The following is a 16,489-nucleotide window of genomic DNA, read 5'->3' on the forward strand; positions in this document are numbered from 1 at the left end:
CGAAAGGCCAGCCATGACCAATCTTTATGTTCTAGATGGAATTAGCAGTGTCACTTAACTTTCGCGACCCTAGCAAGCTAAAACATGAGTTCAGTACCGGAGGCTACGCTGAACTTGATAGCCCGTGGTTGACTCGATTCAATGAATCTTCTGATCTTGTATCGTCAGCTCGAATTTGGCTAGAAGGTACACGTTCAAGAGATTTGGACAGCTTTCGTCATAGTGTGATGAACACAATTAACCGCATTGATGAGCTATTAGAATCTCAACTAAATGAAATATTACATCATCCTGAGTTTCAACAGCTCGAAAGGGGGTGGGTTGGAGTTAGGTATTTATGTGAACAGGTTGATTCTCGTTCATCGGATTCTGTAAAAGTTAAGGTTTTAACGGCGACATGGAATGAAATCAGTAAAGATGCTTTAAAAGCCATCGAGTTTGACCAATCAGCACTATTTAAGTTGCTCTATCAAAATGAATATGGGATGGCAGGGGGAGAACCCTTTGGTGTGGTGGTTGGAGATTATCAGCTTCGCTGTGATCCTAGTAAAAATTATTTTGATAGAGATCTGTCTGTGTTGAGTAAGATCTCTCAGTCTGCAGCTGCAGCATTCAGCCCATTTATCATGTCTGCATCGCCAGAGATGTTTGGTGTTGATAGTTTCGCTCAACTCTCTGCGATAAGAGATATAGCGGCCCAATTTGAACAGGAAGATTATGCAAAGTGGCGTAGTTTGAGAGACAACGATGACGCTAAATTTATTGGTTTGACTGCACCTAACGTCTTGTTCCGTCAGCCATACAAAAGTGATGGCTCGCGGAATGATAAATTCAATTTTCAAGAACACATCTACGACTCCAACCGAGATTTGCTATGGGGGAGTAGTGCGTACTGTTTTGCTGCCGTATCAATTAGAGCATTTCAGGAACATGGTTGGTTCACGCATATGCGAGGGATTAAACAAGGCGATTACAGTCAGGGTATTATCGTCGCTCCTACAAGGAGCAAGATGCGTGTTAATGGCAAGAATGATCGTGAAAGATGTCCGTTAAACTTGAAAATCTCTGAGAGAAAAGAACAAGAATTGTCTGAGTGCGGTTTTATTTCTATTTCTCCAATACCTGAGACCGATATGGTGGGGATGACCTCGAATGTATCTCTCTACAAGCCCAAACAATACGCAGAAAAGCATATTTCAACGAATGCAAAACTGACATCGATGTTGCAATACACATTGTGTGTATCGCGAGTCGCACATTATCTCAAGGTTATGGGGCGTGACAAAATTGGTGGGTATCAAGACGCAGAAAGCCTAGAGCGTGACTTTCAACGCTGGTTACATCAGTACACTACCGCATCAGATGAAGCGTCTGATGAGCTTCGAGCTAAATACCCCCTAAATGAAGCGAAAATTACAGTTCGAGAGAAAAGAGAAACTCCTGGACATTATTACTCAGTTATCCATTTGCGACCGCATTTTCAACTCGATCAAATGGTATCTAGCATTAAATTAATTACCGAATTATCACCAGAGCACATGGTGTAAGGAAATAACAATGACTCAATGGAAAAATGCTTTGTCCCAAGGCCTATTGCAACACGCTCTAGAGCAATTAATTGATGAAATTAAAGCAACCCCTAAAGATGCGAGCTTGAGAAGTTCCTTCATTGAGCTTCTTTGCATTGATGGGGACTTCGAGCGTGCGGACGCTCAGCTCATGCAATCGATTAAATTGTTTCCTGAGTATCTGCCTGGTGCAAGTCAGCTACGACATTTAGTGAAAGCAGCTCAAGCTAGAAAGGATTTTATCAATGGTGCGGCTAGTGCCAAAGTATTAGGTGATGAGGAATTAACTAAAGAGCTTGTTCGATTTAATCTTGCTCTCGGAAATCAAGAGTACGAAGAAGCGTCACGTCTATCGCATCGCATTGAAGAGCATCGCACTATTAAAGGGTTTAACGTAAACGGCACAAACTACGAAGATGCTAGAGATATTGATGATCGTTTAGGTGGTTACATTGAACTGTTTTCTACAGCAGGTAACTATTTTCTTGTACCCATATCGAGCATCCATACGCTAGAAGTTAAAGCACCTACTTCTTTGTTAGAGAGTATTTGGCGACCTGTCGAGTTTGATATCGATGGACTTGGTGAAGGCGAAGGCCATATGCCGTTGACATATGTTGACTCAGAGACCGATGCGCAAAAGTTAGGTCGAGAAACGGATTGGAAGCAGATTGGTGAGCAAGAATCTTTTGTTGGCTTGGGTCAAAAATGTTGGTTAGTCGGTGACTCAGCGCTTCCAATCTGTGATTTGACTACATTATTAGAACAGAAACAAATAGCGTAGAAATATCATGTCGTTAACCGTTTCTCTGCTCGACAAATTGATAGATAGTGATCCTCTCACTCGAGATGAGAAAGACTTCCCTGCAAGCCAGCAACAGATGTTGAGCAGCTTACTTAGAGATCTAGAGTCGATGCTGAATAGTCGTATTGGATGGAAAAATATTCCTGATGATCTTCTAGAGGTTCGTTATTCAATATTGAACTATGGGCTGCCAGATTTTTCCTCAATGCCCTATAGCAGCCAAGAAGGGCAGAATCAGCTTTGCGACATCGTTCATGATGCAATTAAAGAGTTTGAGCCGAGGTTAAGGAACCCTCATGTCCAGATTTCGGACGAGAAAAACGCTATTGATAGGGTATTGAGGTTACAGATAAATGCCACTTGCTTAATTGATAACAGTATTCATGAAGTGCGATTCAATTCTGAAGTAGAGCCGGTAAATTTAGGTATGAAACTGAGTAGAGCAAAATGAGTGAAGAGTTTCTCAAGTACTATAATCGCGAGTTAGCTTATTTGCGTCACAAAGGGCAAGAGTTTGGTGAGCAGTATCCCAAGATTGCCGCGAGACTTCGTATTAGTGAGGAACAGGTTGACGATCCACACGTAGAAAGATTGTTAGAAGGCTGCGCATTTCTAACAGCAAGGATTAGACAAAGCTTAGACAATAGTTACCCTCAGTTTACAGAGTCTTTGATGGGACAGTTATATCCGGATTTTCACGCCCCAATCCCGTCAATGTCAGTCATTAAAATGAGCTGTTCTAACTCCACTTCCTCTTATTTTGATGTAGAAGAAGGCGAGCGAGTTGTTATCGGTGCTACTGGATATCATGAATGCGAGTTTAGAACTTGTTATCCGGTCAGAATGTATCCTGTTGATGTGACCTCTGGCGTTTTTAAAAATGCGCCTTTCAAGCCAGTTGGCTCACGATGGGAAAGCAATGCTCATTCAGTTTTGAAAGTACAGCTCACGGCTCAAGATGAAGAGACTCCTCTTGGTGAAATGGGGATAGAACGGCTGCGCTTCTATTTAAACGGTCAATCTCAATTGACTTTTAAGCTCTACCAAATGCTGTTTCAAAACCTAATTGGTTTATCTGTTGTTGTGGATGGCAAAGAAGTTCGTCCTTTAACCAAAAGACATCTTTCTGAAGTAGGATTTTCAGAAGATGAGAAAGTTGTGCCATACAGTAAAAGAAGCTTTTCAGGAGCAAGATTACTTGTTGAGTATTTGCACTTTCCTGAGAAGTTTATGTTCTTTGATATCATCGAACTTGGATTATCAGAGCTAGATCTTAGAGAGCAAGTCGAACTGTATTTTTACTTTGATACCAACGATGACTGGCTTCCAAAGCAAGTGGACGAAGAAAGCTTAATGGTAGGCTGTGTGCCTGTGATCAACTTATTTAAAAGTATTATGGAGCCTAAGCGTATTCTACCAACTGAATACGATTACCACTTGTCTCCACAATACCAAGAAGCTGAAAGTAATGAGGTTGTCTCAATTTCTGACGTAACGTTGAGAAACTGGAACAAAACGTACCACAATTTACCATGTTATCACGCTGGTGAGCACACGCATTATACGAACACTAGTGAGATTTATTGGTTGATGAGACGTGAGGATAAGAACTGGGCTGGTGGGTATGATGAGCCAGGTAGAGAAACTTACATTTCTTTTGTTGATAAAAAACATCAATTGTTCAGCCCGGATAGCCGGGAAAACTGGTTAATGTACGTGGAAGCTGAGTGCTGTAACCGCAACTTAGCGCAGAAACTTCCATTTGGAGGTGGGCTGCCGCAAGTATCTTTACCGGAGGTAAATGACAATTTCGAATCTGTTCGTTGTTTAGTTTCTTTATCAGAAACCATTCGGCCAGAAATGGATGAAAGCACACGATGGCAGTTAACTAAGCTTTTAACTTTAAACCATTTTACCGAGGAAGATGGTTTAGCAACTTTGAAGCAGACCCTTAATCTCTATGCATTTTCTGGGACAGCAGAAACGAAAGCGGTAATCGATGCTTTAACTAAGTTAGAGTTTAAGCCTACTACAGGAAGAATTAGTCAGAAAGGTAAAGTTGGATTTGCGCACGGTATAAAAATTATTTTGACGGTTTCTGATCAAATTTTACCTAAAGAGCAGATCTTTCTCTTAGGTAGTGTTTTATCTGTTTACTTCTCGCAATATGCTGAAATTAACATTTTTACGCAGTTAGAAATAAGACTTAAGTCCACGGGAAAGTCTTTCCACCTATGGCCCGTATTAACTGGCGATAAGGTGTTGCTATGAGCGCGGAACAATTTTATCGAGAATTAAAGCAACATCCATTGTTTGAAGCGATTCATCTTATTGAACATGAAGTTCTGCAAGCAGAGGCGCAAATAGGAACAGATGCGTTACCGAAGCATGAAAAGCTAAACTTAAAGGTTAATCCATCATTAGGTTTTGAAAATGCTCAGCTTTGTGAACTGAAAAATATAGATGACAGCAAGTTAGAGATTGAGACCAATTTAATAGGCCTAACGGGTGAGCAAGGTGTGCTTCCCCAGCACTATAGTGAATTAGCTTTACATCGCCAAAAAGAAGGCGATACGGCTATGGTGGACTTCTACGATATTTTCAATCATCGCTTATTATCTCTTTATTATCGATGTTGGCAACTGAGTCAGCTGACTGTTCAGTCTCGTGCGCATGCGCAGGGCGCGCGTTCGCCGTTAGAAAGCTGTAAATCGGCATTAACTGGGAAAGGGAGTTCACTGTCCCGGCACTATGGTGGTGTGTTTGCTTCACCAGTGAGAAGTAAAGGTGGACTAAAAAGTATTCTTGAATGTTTATCTGGATGCCAAGTAAAAGTTCATGAATTTCAAGGACAATGGTTACACCTTACGAAAGAAGAGCAAACACGCCTTGCATCCCGAACTATGCCTGAAGGGCAGTTTGCTCAACTTGGTTTAGGAGCGTCTTTGGGTTCGAAAGCATGGAACATCAACGCGGGGACAACAATAGAATTTCTGCCAAAAGATAAACAGCTAGTTAGTAAATTGCTTCCTAACCAACCCAATATAGCAATCATTAAGAACGCTGCTTATGAGTTGATTGGAAAACATAAACAACTGAAGTGGCAGCTCACCACCAAACATAGTTTGCTACCACAAGCTTGTTTATCGAAACAGCAGGGGCAGTTAGGTATTGGTTCTGTGCTTAAAAAACACGAACGTACAAAAGATCGAACTATAACAATTACTATTTAAAGGAAATGTAATGGCTTCACTCTCACTTTCAGCGTTGGTCGAAAGATTGTCTCCTCAGGCTAAGGAAACACTTGAACAGGCAGCTGCGATGGCAAGCTCCCGAACTCATCACAGTATTGAAATGTCTCACTGGTTAATGATGATTATCCGCCATCCTGACGATATTTACTCTGAAGTTTTTGACGAATTTGATGTCGATAAAATCAAGGTTGAAACCGATATTCAAAAGGCATTAGAAAAATACAAAACAGGATGCCAGTCGGTGCCTGGGCTATCAGCTCATACGGTGACTGTTATGCAAAATGCCTTGTTGTCTGCAACCATTGAATTCAATCAAGAACAGTTGGGGTGCATCCATCTTTTATTTGCCTACTTGTCTGATGATACGTTAGTCAACATGGCTGGTTCGATTAGTCCTGAACTAAACAAGATAGAACCATCTCGCTTATTGAACTTTAAAGAAAGTAATGCGCCTCAATCAAGATCGAATGACTTAGCGCAGTCAAACGCGAATTCCGCCTTGAATCAATTTACAACAGACCTTACTGAGCAAGCTAGGGAAGGTAAAATAGATCCGGTGATTGGTAGAGATAATGAAATTCGCCTAATGATCGATATTTTATTAAGACGCCGACAAAACAACCCGATTCTTACGGGAGAAGCTGGTGTTGGAAAAACAGCCGTTGTTGAAGGTTTGGCGCAAAAGATCATTGATGGCGATGTACCTCCCGCTCTGCAAAATGTGGCAATTAAGTCTCTGGATTTGGCGTTACTGCAAGCCGGCGCAGGCATGAAAGGTGAGTTTGAAAACAGGCTTAAGAACCTTGTTAAGGAAGTAAACGACGCTCCACAGCCTATTATATTGTTCATTGATGAAGCTCATGGCCTAATTGGCGGTGGTGGGCAAGCGGGCCAAGGTGATGCGGCGAATATTCTGAAGCCAGCATTAGCGAGAGGTGAACTCAGAACGATCGCAGCAACAACGTGGGCAGAGTATAAAAAGTATTTTGAAAAAGATGCAGCTTTAACTAGGCGTTTTCAAGTCGTAAAGGTTGATGAGCCTGCCCCTGAACTCGCGATCGAAATGTTACGAGGCTTACTTGATGTAATGGCACAACACCACGATGTTCATATCACTAACCAAGCTCTCAATGCAGCGGTCCAACTGTCAGCTCGATACATTAATGGTCGTCAACTGCCAGATAAAGCGGTTTCTGTTTTGGATACGGCCTGTTCTCGAGTTGCGTTAAGTCAGTCATCTACACCGGGAGGCCTAGATGCGAAAAGAAACAAACTTAAAGCAAAGCAAGCTGAGTATGAGCATCTTAGCCAAGAGAGTCGGCTAGGAGCATCTCTTGATGTGCAGCTGCAAGGTGTCCGAAAAGAGATTGATGCGCTATCTAATGACATTATTGAATTAGAAGTACTTTGGGAAAAAGAAAAAGAATGGGTAAATGAAGCTAAGTCACTTAGAACCCAAATAATCCAGGAGGGTTCTGAAACTGCTAGAGACAAGTTACAAGAGCTTGAAAATAACCTTTCCGCTAACTCACAGCCCTTAGTTTTTTCGCATGTAAATGAAGCGCTAATCGCAGAAGTTATTTCGGATTGGACCGGTATACCGCTAGGTAAACTTCAGGATGATGAAATCCAAGCAGTATTGGGTTTGAAAGAAAGTTTGTGTAAGCGAGTTGTCGGGCAGGATCACGCTTTAGAGCTCATGTCTGAAGTGATAAAAACCGCGAGTGCGCAGCTCACGGATGAGACACGACCAAATGGTGTATTTCTCCTAACCGGACCAAGCGGAGTGGGTAAAACCGAATCGGCTTTGGCGATTGCAGAGAAAGTCTATGGTAGTGAAGAAAATGTCACGACTATCAATATGTCGGAATTTAAGGAAGAGCATAAAGTCTCATTGCTATTAGGTTCTCCTCCTGGTTATGTCGGTTATGGAGAAGGAGGTGTACTGACTGAAGCTGTTAGACGTAAACCTTATAGTGTAATTCTCCTCGATGAAATGGAAAAAGCGCACCCTGGTGTTCAAGATATTTTTTATCAGGTGTTTGATAAAGGCTCAATTAAAGACGGTGAAGGTCGAGATATAGACTTTAAAAACACTATTATTATTATGACCGCGAACACAGGGACCGAAACGACGATGTCTTTGTATTCTGATCCTGATTTATCTCCTGAGCCGTCAGCACTAAAAGATGCTTTACGCGATGATTTGTTGGTCGACTTTAAACCTGCATTTTTAGGGCGTGTGAACGTATTACCTTATTTGCCTCTATCAAGAAAAGTATTGATAGAAATAACAAAATTAAAGTTGGATAAAATTACGACTCGTATTCGTAAGCACTATAACGCTGACCTGTTTTTTGATGAGGAACTAATTAATGATATTGTAGACAATAGCAATGAGTCTGGCAGTGGTGCGCGTGTGGTACAAACAACCATAGAAAATACATTGCTTCCGAAGATTTCTCATGAAATATTGCATGCAATTCTTAATGATAAGACGTTTGATGAAATTATTGTTAAAGGTACAACTAGTGGACTTGATGTCTCAATAGTTTAACATCCTTTACACTCTCAATAATAATTGGGAGTTGGTTCATATTAACTATTATTTTTTATAAAAAACGCTTAAATTAAATCTTATTTAAAGATATAACAGGGCGTATTTAAAATGAAGTTTTTGATACATTAATCACTAATTATCACCAAACGTCAGATAATTAAATTACTACGATATATGTCAATTAATAATGCTATAGGAGATTAGCATGCAGTCTAATACGTATCTTAAATACGCAGATATTAAGGGTGAGGCAACAGCCGAGCAATACAAAGATTTGATTACACTACTATCTGTAGATTGGAGTGTAGGTCGTGAGATCTCATCATACACTGGTACAGCGATGGACCGTGAAGCGAGCGCTACTCGTCTATATGATTTGACTATCACTAAACTTCAAGACCGTTCTTCTCCTGACTTATTTAAAGAAGCGACGATTGGTAAAGGTAAACCAGCGGTTTTCCATATTACTAAGCAGGGTGAGAAGGTTGAAGAGATCATGAAGATCGAACTGACTGATGCGATGATTTCTAACTACTCCGTTTCTATCCAAGACGATCGTCCAGTTGAAACTATCACAATTTCTTACACAGAAATGATGATGACAGTGACTCCTACTGACGATAAGAACAACACTTCTGCTCCATTGGTATACGGCTACAGCGGTGTTAAAGGTCAACAAATGTAATTTTCATGCGGGGGAGTATTCCTCCGCATTTTTTTGAAAGAAGTATTTAATGAAAAGAGCAACTCAAGATAACAATTTCATCCGAATTTCTTCCCCATTCGGTAAAGATGCCATCATACTAAACTCGTTTGAGTATAAAGAAGAGATCTCAGAACTTTTTTCATTGCGTGCTAAAGCTTACTTTAATGATCAACGAAGTGAGTTAAACGAAATTATTGGTAAGGAAGTTACCATTACCCTTGAAAATAATGAGGATGTTTCTTCAAATCCTCGTTATATGCATGGTTACGTTTCTGCTGCAAGATTAGAAGGGAAAAGGGTTTCTAATACACATAAAGGCGAAAATTATAAAAACATAGAATTATTAATAGAGCCTAAATTACGTTTCGCTGAATATCGAAAAAATTGCAGAATATTTCAGCATAAAGATATAAAGGAAATTATCTCTGAAGTACTATCGGAGCATAGTGTTGCCTTTAGTTTTGAGCTAACCAAGTCCTATCCTAAATACACGTACAAAGTACAATATGAAGAATCAGATCTTGAATTTGTTCGACGTCTGTTATCGGAAGAGGGGCTATCATTTTGTTTTACACATACTAAGTCTGCCCATACGCTCAATATTTTTGATGACATCAGTTTTTATAAGCCGGGTACTGAGTTTTTAGTCGATTTTGATACAGGTACGGCGAAATCTAGCCACATTTTTTCTTGGCATGAAACGCAAATTCTGACTACTAAAGCGAGTCAAAAGTCAGGCTATAACATGCTCAAGCCTTCTTCGAATCCTAAAAATACTGCAAAGGGTGAAAGTGATTTTTTTACAGTACCTGGAAGCGAGTATTTTGAATACATGGGTGAAATGGAGAGCAATGATCAATACGCACTGAGAAACACGCATGCAATAGAAGCACTACAGCAAAATGCATATTTGTGTCGTGGCGAGGCTACGTGCAGAACATTCAGTGTGGGCAAGTGCTTCAAGTTTAAAAAGCATGAAGATAAATCTCGAGTCGGCAAAGAATATGTACTGTCTTCTGTTTTTTTGTCTGCTGCTGTTTATAACCAGACTGGTCAAGGTGGGACCGGTGCGCAAGGTGTCAAAGTCTCGTTTAGTTGTGTTGACTCAAAGACAATCCTGCGTCCTTCAGTTAACTACCCGAAACCTCAGATGAAAGGTTTGCAAACCGCAGTAGTTACGGGGAACAAAGATGGTGAAATTTACATAGACAAACATGGCCGTATCAAAGTTCAGTTTCACTGGGACCGTGTTGGTAAATACGATGTAAATAGTTCATGTTGGATTCGTGTTGCGCAAAATATCGCAGGTAACGGATGGGGGTCGGTGTTTCACCCTAGAGTCGGACAAGAGGTCATCGTCGAGTTTGTCAACGGAGACCCTGATCAACCAATCGTTACGGGGTCACTATATAACGGTAGTCAACTCCCTCCTTACGCTTTACCAGAGCAAAGTTCTCAGAGTGGTTATAAATCACGCTCTGTACAAAAAGGTACATCCAATTTTAATGAGTTGCGCTTCGATGATAAGCCTGGTGAAGAGCACATTTATCTTCATGCTGAAAAACTGTTCCAAATGCTAGTTGAAGACTGTGTTGATATCGCCGTTGAAAACAGTAAAACCGAAAAAGTGACCAATGATGTTAATCAAGAGGTTGGTCAGAACGCGAGCTTGAAAGTAGGTAAAAACTTTTCGAATGAAACGGGTGAAGTACTGTCTTTTAATGCAGGAAAGAGCGTCGAGATCAAAGTAGGTGGTGCTTCTATTCAGATGTCTAGCTCTGGAGAAATCAATATCAAAGGTAATAAAATATCCATTAACGGCTCAGCTATTGCTCTTAAAGCTGGGCAAATTTCATTGAACTAAGGTGATTTAAAGTGGGTAAACCAGCCGCAATTTTGGGCAGCTTTCATCTTTGCCCTAAAAAAACAGGAAAGATACCGCATGTCGGTGGTCCCGTCGTTGTTGGTTCACCAAACGTAACGATTGGCGGGATACCTGCGGCAAGACAAGGCGACAAGCTTATTTGTATCGGTCCTCCGGATAGTATCTCAGCAGGTTCTTCTAGCGTAACAATCAACGGTAAACCAGCCGCGAGAGTCGGCGATTCAACGTCTCATGGTGGCAAAATTCTATCTGGTATGCCTACGGTTTTAATCGGAGGCTAGATGCCACTCGCATTTCAAACGCATCTTCTATCCTTTAATGGCCGTTCACACACCGTTCGCGAGATAGCTGATGATTCTTTTAGATTGTCCGAGGAAATCCGACCCCAAGACTTTGCTCAATCAATAGATGAGCATATATTAAGCCTCGTGCGCTCTGAGCGCGAGAGTCTTGAGCAAGCTGATATCAAGGGGAATCTCTGTGTTCTTTTACCATCTTCGGTAGACAAACGCTTGCTTAAAGCATTGATAAGCGAGCTTTCTATTTTCGTTGGCCAAACTGTCAATACTGAAATTTACTTTTATCCTTATGGCCAAGCTGCATTTTTGATGGCACTAAATCGGATAAATCGTGAAGTTAATGAAACGCAAGCGACTTGGATACTGGCTATAGAGGTTACGAGTGATGTAGAAGGGCATGTCAAACCTCAAAGCTCTATCATTTTAACCAAGTGTTTTTTTCGACATTCAGGTCTTGTGCCTGATGTTGTTCGAATTGATTTAGATGCCAAACAACAACGCATCGCCGTGGACAAGGTGTTTAAGCAATTAGGAGTAAGTTGTGAACATCCACTCAGTCAATTGTATTTATCCGTTAATAAGGAAGAACCGCAATGGTTAAACTCAATGCAATTCTTGTCTCCGTGGGTGACCGATCAAACTCAGTATCAATTTGTTGATATCAAACTTGGCGGATTGGGTGCATGTGGCGGCGTTTTAAAAGCGTTAGTGATTGATGAGCTTCAAAGAAGCAGCCCCTGCCCAGACTTTCACGTGTTGCAAGCGGACATCGAGTCAGATGGCTATGCGGTAGGAGTAATATACAATTGGCGTAGTGAATAGGTCTGGCTATTGCTTTTCCTTCTAGTAGTAGTAGCTGAGGTTTTAGTGATGCAAATGTTATGGGGGATTGACTCGAAACTGGCCCTTTAATGATGTTTGGACAATGACTAGGCGCAGCTTGCTTTTCAAAATAGCTTTGCTCACCGCGTTTTTACAGTGTTCTTCTCGCTTTCTGATTAAATAGCCAGCCATAGAACACAAACCACATGAAAAGCTGTTCGACTCAAGATATCCTTACCGAAATAAAATAACTTGAGTTTTGGCTTGTTCGAGATCCCACCCGTGACGCATTCCTTTTTATAAACGGTACATGGACTCTGACAGAAGCAAGCCTACTCATAGAATTGGCGGAAAGTGAATTCGAATGAAGTTTATCCACACCTCAGATTGGCATCTTGGTCGACAATTCCACAACGTATCACTACTCGAAGATCAACAAGCAGTACTCGAACAACTGATTAACTATATTGAACGCAACCCCGTCGATGCAGTTGTAGTGGCGGGAGATATCTATGACCGTTCGGTGCCACCAACGGTTGCAATAGAACTGTTAAATCGAGTCGTGAAACGCATTTGTACCGAGTTAGAAACACCAATGATATTGATATCTGGCAACCATGATGGTGCAGAAAGGCTAGGTTTCGGCTCAGAGCAAATGAAAAATGCAGGTCTCCATATTGTTAGCAACTTTGAAGAGATGCTCACTCCCATCATCATAAAAACGGACTCTGCGGACGAGGTCGCGTTTTATGGTATGCCTTATAACGACCCTGAACAGGTCAGGTTTGCCTACAAAGCCTCGGTATCCACTCATGATGAGGCTCATCAATTGCTTGTTGAGCAAATTAAAGAGCGCTTTATCTCTAAGCAAAAGCGCGTGCTCGTGAGTCACTGTTTTGTTGATGGGGCTATCGAGTCAGACTCTGAACGACCATTATCTATTGGTGGTTCTGATCGCGTGAGTCATGAACACTTCTTAGATTTTGACTACGTCGCACTTGGTCATTTGCATCAGCCTCAAAAGAAAGGCGCAGAGCATATCCGTTACTCTGGCTCTCTCATGAAGTATAGCTTTGGTGAACAGAACCAGAGAAAAGGTTTCACGTTAGTTGAACTGGACAAGAAAGGATTCGTTTCTGCAAAGCATATTGATCTTACGGCTCCTCATGAAATGCGTATTGTAGAGGGCGAGCTGGATAAAGTTATTGAGCAAGGGAAAACAGACCCCAAGAATGAAGATTATTTGTTAGTTCGTTTGATGGATAAACATGCGATTTTAAACCCAATGGAAAAACTTCGTTCAGTGTATCCAAACGTTTTACACCTTGAGAAACCTGGCATGTTAATTGGGGTAGAGCAGGAAATGGCGCAAGCAAAGTTGGCGCGAAGCGAAATTGATATGTTCCGAGATTTTTTTATTGAGGCGCAAGATAGCCAGTTGTCTAAAGAGCAAGAGCAAGCTGTTACTGACATTATTAAGCAATTATCACAGCAATAGGGACCAAAGATGAAACCAATTAAACTAACCATGCAAGCCTTTGGTCCGTTTGCAAAAACTGAAATCATTCATTTTGAGAAGCTTGGCAGTAACCCTCTATTTTTGATTAATGGTCCTACAGGTTCCGGTAAAACGTCGATCTTAGATGCCATTTGCTTCGCCCTTTATGGTGAAACCACAGGTAATGAGCGACAAGGTATTCAGATGCGGTGTGACTTATCCGCGCAAGACTTACCAACCGAAGTAGTTCTCGAATTTTCGTTACACGGCAAACAATACCGAGTTGTTCGATCCCCTGAGCAGGAAGCGCCCAAGGCCCGTGGTGAAGGGATGACGATTAAAAAGCACACTGCGGCTCTTTATGAACTCGGTGAGACTGAAACGCTTATCACCAGCAAGACGACTCAGGTTAAAACTGAAGTTAGCAATATTATTGGCTTGAATGAAACTCAATTTCGTCAAGTTATGGTGTTGCCTCAAGGAAAATTCCGAGAACTGTTGCTTGCTAGCTCTAAAGAGCGTGAAGAAATTTTTGGCCAGCTCTTTCAAACTGACATATATAAAAAAATTGAGTACGCGCTCAAAGATAAAGCGAGTGCAATTAGTAAAGCGAAAGGCGAATTTGATAATCAAATTCGAGGTGCTTTACAAGTTGCAGAAGCGAGTTCTGAACAAGAACTATTACAACAACTGGAACAAGTAACTAAGCAATTAGAGTCTGATAAAAAGAATGAGCAAGCAGCGTTAGATAAGCTCAATACTGCTAAATCTGAATTGCAAAAAGCGGAAACCTTGAATGGAGAGTTTTCGAAACGAGAGCAAGCAGAAAGCGCACTCAAGCTGAATCTAGAACACGCAGATTCGATAAAAGCTCGTCAACAGCAATTAGAAAACGCTAAAAATGCCAATAAGATAGAGTTGCCCTACATCTCATTACAAAATGCAAAAGCTCAAACGCAAGAGCTTAGGCAAAAAATCGTAGCTTTGGAAGAGAGTCTCGAAAAAGCTAATGTCGTTGCGAGAGAACAAGAAAACTTGCAGCAAAGTGCAAAAAAGGCAGCGGCAAAGGTCCCGCAGTTAACGCAACTGCAGTATCAACTTGAAAGTATGAAAAACAAGTTGGTCGAGAAAGACAATTTGGAAAGTAAAATAACGGCGGGTTATCAACAAAAACAACAATTTGAAGCAACGTTAAAACAGTACATAGAACTAAAAGATAAATTAACGTTACAGGCCCAGCAGGGACAGAAGGAGCTAGAGAAAGCACGAGTTGATGTTGCGCTTATTGGCAGCATCGATGCGGAAATAAAACAAAAACAACGGCTGTTACAGGATCTACAAAAGCTGCATGATCTTACTTTAGAGCTCTCTAAACTCAATGCGCTAACTGTAGGCAAGCAGCAGTCACTACACGAAGCCAGTCAGCGCTATATGCAGCGTCAACAAGCCGCTGATACGATAGAGCTTAAGTGGCACAACGCTCAAGCGGCAGTATTAGCGCAGCGACTAAAAGCAGGTGAAGCATGCCCGGTGTGTGGTAGCGAAACGCATCCTAACCCCGCAACGTTTGTTGAAGAAGCCGTTACAAAAGAGCAAGTTCAGGCGGCTAGAGCTAAAGAGCGAGAAGCTCAAACCTTGTTGAACCAACTAAGCAATCAGCTAGAACAACATAACGTTGTCATTAGTCAGTATCAGAATCAGTGTAACCAGTTGAAAGAGGAGTTGGGTGAGTATGCTACATCTGAGATCTCGACGGTTCAAAATGATTTGCAAGCGATCAATGCTCAACTCCTACGTCTACAAGCTATTGATATTGAAAAGCTAGAAAAGAACGTTGAACAGCTTAATCAACGCTGCGTCGTGGGTGAAAATAAAATTCATGAGCTGCAGAATAAAATGGCGGCAAATGAATCAACCGTTAAAGCGAACCAAGAACAATTGGCTCAATTACAAGCTTCTATTGACCCAAAATACAGTTCCGCTGACTTGCTTGAACGTGAAATTTTGCTGACAAAAGAGCAAATTCTGAGTTTGAACACAGGCTTAGAAAAGGCGCAAACCGCTTTGCAGCAAGCGATATTGGAGAAATCAAATGCGGAAAGTCACTTAGCGACGAACAAGCAGTGGTTATCTGAGTCAGAGCAAAAACTTAGCCAAGCAGAATTAGCGTGGAATGAGGCACTACAGGCGAGTAAATTTGAGGATGAAAGCCATTATCTAAGTAGTCGAGTGGGAGATGATGAACTTCAAGCCTGGCAGCAAGAAATAGACAGCTTCAAACAGGCACAAACCAAGCTTGAGCAAACACTACATGATTTAAATCATGCATTGAAAGATCTTGAAAGGCCTAATTTAGAGTCGTTTAACGATAGGTTAACCACTCTGCAGGCGCAATATATTGAAGTAAGGAATCAACTTGATACCACACGCTCAATATTTGAACGTCTTGAAAAGGTTCGTAAAGATATTGCCGTGTTGCATGAGAAAAATAGTAAGTTAGAAGAAGAATACAAAGTCTTTGGTACGTTGTACGACGTTGCTAGCGGTAAAACAGGCAGCAGGGTTAGCCTACATCGTTTTGTTCTTGGTGTACTGTTGGATGATGTGCTGATTCAGGCCTCTCAACGCTTAAGCCTTATGAGTAAAGGGCGCTATATTCTTGCTCGAAAAACAGAGGGCTTCAAAGGCGCTGCGGGTCGCGGCTTAGATTTAATGGTTGAAGATGGCTACACAGGAAAAACGCGTGATGTTGCGACACTTTCCGGCGGTGAATCATTTATGGCAGCGCTTGCTCTGGCACTTGGTTTGTCGGATGTTGTGCAATCCTATAGTGGCGGTATCCGTTTAGACACTTTATTTATTGATGAGGGCTTCGGTAGTTTAGACCCAGAGTCTTTAGATCTTGCTATTCAAACACTAGTGGACCTGCAACAGACTGGGCGCATGATCGGTGTTATTTCTCACGTTTCTGAGCTGAAAGAGCAAATGGCGCAGAGGATTGATGTTGAACCATCAAGACTTGGTTCAACGGTGTCGATTAAATCTCAATGTCGCTTCGCTGTCTAATTCAGTGACTACTGTTAGATCAAAAA

General features: G+C 41.5%; 12 protein-coding genes. All 12 read left to right on the forward strand.

Features of this window, described 5'->3' with window-relative positions:
• Positions 1 to 35: 35 nt before the first annotated feature.
• The 12 genes from tssC (at position 36) to J4N40_RS17800 (ending at position 16,463) form a co-directional block, all read left to right on the forward strand.
• Positions 36 to 1,547 carry a type VI secretion system contractile sheath large subunit gene (gene tssC, locus J4N40_RS17745; RefSeq protein WP_025767712.1) on the forward strand — a complete coding sequence of 504 codons (1,512 nt, stop codon included), beginning with the start codon at positions 36 to 38 and terminating at the stop codon, positions 1,545 to 1,547.
• Positions 1,548 to 1,557: 10 nt separating this feature from the next.
• Positions 1,558 to 2,352 carry a type VI secretion system accessory protein TagJ gene (locus tag J4N40_RS17750; RefSeq protein ID WP_017635622.1) on the forward strand — a complete coding sequence of 265 codons (795 nt, stop codon included), beginning with the start codon at positions 1,558 to 1,560 and terminating at the stop codon, positions 2,350 to 2,352.
• A 7-nt stretch (positions 2,353 to 2,359) separates the two neighbouring features.
• Entirely contained in the window at positions 2,360 to 2,824 is a 465-nt protein-coding gene (gene tssE, locus J4N40_RS17755) for a type VI secretion system baseplate subunit TssE (RefSeq protein WP_017635621.1), read from the forward strand.
• Complete coding sequence (gene tssF / locus J4N40_RS17760; RefSeq protein ID WP_115386669.1) at positions 2,821 to 4,644, forward strand: type VI secretion system baseplate subunit TssF; 1,824 nt, start codon at positions 2,821 to 2,823, stop codon at positions 4,642 to 4,644. Before tssE ends, tssF begins: the two co-directional genes overlap by 4 nt.
• Positions 4,641 to 5,606 carry a type VI secretion system baseplate subunit TssG gene (gene tssG / locus J4N40_RS17765; RefSeq protein ID WP_005375963.1) on the forward strand — a complete coding sequence of 322 codons (966 nt, stop codon included), beginning with the start codon at positions 4,641 to 4,643 and terminating at the stop codon, positions 5,604 to 5,606. Before tssF ends, tssG begins: the two co-directional genes overlap by 4 nt.
• 10 nt (positions 5,607 to 5,616) lie before the next feature.
• Positions 5,617 to 8,184, forward strand: coding sequence for a type VI secretion system ATPase TssH (gene tssH, locus J4N40_RS17770; RefSeq protein WP_017820212.1), 2,568 nt, complete (start codon positions 5,617 to 5,619; stop codon positions 8,182 to 8,184).
• 208 nt (positions 8,185 to 8,392) lie between these two features.
• Positions 8,393 to 8,872: an Hcp family type VI secretion system effector gene (locus tag J4N40_RS17775; RefSeq protein ID WP_005375967.1), complete on the forward strand. Its 480-nt coding sequence runs from the start codon at positions 8,393 to 8,395 to the stop codon at positions 8,870 to 8,872.
• 49 nt (positions 8,873 to 8,921) lie between these two features.
• Positions 8,922 to 10,757 (forward strand): type VI secretion system tip protein TssI/VgrG, encoded by a 1,836-nt coding sequence (tssI, locus tag J4N40_RS17780; protein WP_250654627.1) that lies wholly within the window; start codon positions 8,922 to 8,924, stop codon positions 10,755 to 10,757.
• A gap of 11 nt (positions 10,758 to 10,768) precedes the next feature.
• Positions 10,769 to 11,059: a PAAR domain-containing protein gene (locus J4N40_RS17785; RefSeq protein ID WP_005375969.1), complete on the forward strand. Its 291-nt coding sequence runs from the start codon at positions 10,769 to 10,771 to the stop codon at positions 11,057 to 11,059.
• Positions 11,060 to 11,899, forward strand: a complete 840-nt coding sequence (locus J4N40_RS17790) for an NAD/NADP transhydrogenase subunit beta (RefSeq protein ID WP_115386667.1) — start codon at positions 11,060 to 11,062, stop codon at positions 11,897 to 11,899.
• Between the two features lie 364 nt (positions 11,900 to 12,263).
• Positions 12,264 to 13,397, forward strand: a complete 1,134-nt coding sequence (locus J4N40_RS17795) for an exonuclease SbcCD subunit D (RefSeq protein WP_005375971.1) — start codon at positions 12,264 to 12,266, stop codon at positions 13,395 to 13,397.
• Positions 13,398 to 13,406: 9 nt separating this feature from the next.
• Entirely contained in the window at positions 13,407 to 16,463 is a 3,057-nt protein-coding gene (locus J4N40_RS17800) for an AAA family ATPase (protein WP_250654628.1), read from the forward strand.
• The last annotated feature ends 26 nt before the right edge of the window (positions 16,464 to 16,489 follow it).

Origin of the sequence: Vibrio sp. SCSIO 43097 (assembly GCF_023650755.1) — a bacterium.
In the GTDB taxonomy this organism is placed as follows: domain Bacteria; phylum Pseudomonadota; class Gammaproteobacteria; order Enterobacterales; family Vibrionaceae; genus Vibrio; species Vibrio alginolyticus.

Bases quoted from the DNA above. Each gene is read 5' to 3' on its own strand.
- tssC (WP_025767712.1), top strand. From the start codon at position 36: ATGGAATTAGCAGTGTCACTTAACTTTCGCGACCCTAGCAAGCTAAAA.
- J4N40_RS17750 (WP_017635622.1), top strand. From the start codon at position 1,558: ATGACTCAATGGAAAAATGCTTTGTCCCAAGGCCTATTGCAACACGCT.
- tssE (WP_017635621.1), top strand. From the start codon at position 2,360: ATGTCGTTAACCGTTTCTCTGCTCGACAAATTGATAGATAGTGATCCT.
- tssF (WP_115386669.1), top strand. From the start codon at position 2,821: ATGAGTGAAGAGTTTCTCAAGTACTATAATCGCGAGTTAGCTTATTTG.
- tssG (WP_005375963.1), top strand. From the start codon at position 4,641: ATGAGCGCGGAACAATTTTATCGAGAATTAAAGCAACATCCATTGTTT.
- tssH (WP_017820212.1), top strand. From the start codon at position 5,617: ATGGCTTCACTCTCACTTTCAGCGTTGGTCGAAAGATTGTCTCCTCAG.
- J4N40_RS17775 (WP_005375967.1), top strand. From the start codon at position 8,393: ATGCAGTCTAATACGTATCTTAAATACGCAGATATTAAGGGTGAGGCA.
- tssI (WP_250654627.1), top strand. From the start codon at position 8,922: ATGAAAAGAGCAACTCAAGATAACAATTTCATCCGAATTTCTTCCCCA.
- J4N40_RS17790 (WP_115386667.1), top strand. From the start codon at position 11,060: ATGCCACTCGCATTTCAAACGCATCTTCTATCCTTTAATGGCCGTTCA.
- J4N40_RS17795 (WP_005375971.1), top strand. From the start codon at position 12,264: ATGAAGTTTATCCACACCTCAGATTGGCATCTTGGTCGACAATTCCAC.
- J4N40_RS17800 (WP_250654628.1), top strand. From the start codon at position 13,407: ATGAAACCAATTAAACTAACCATGCAAGCCTTTGGTCCGTTTGCAAAA.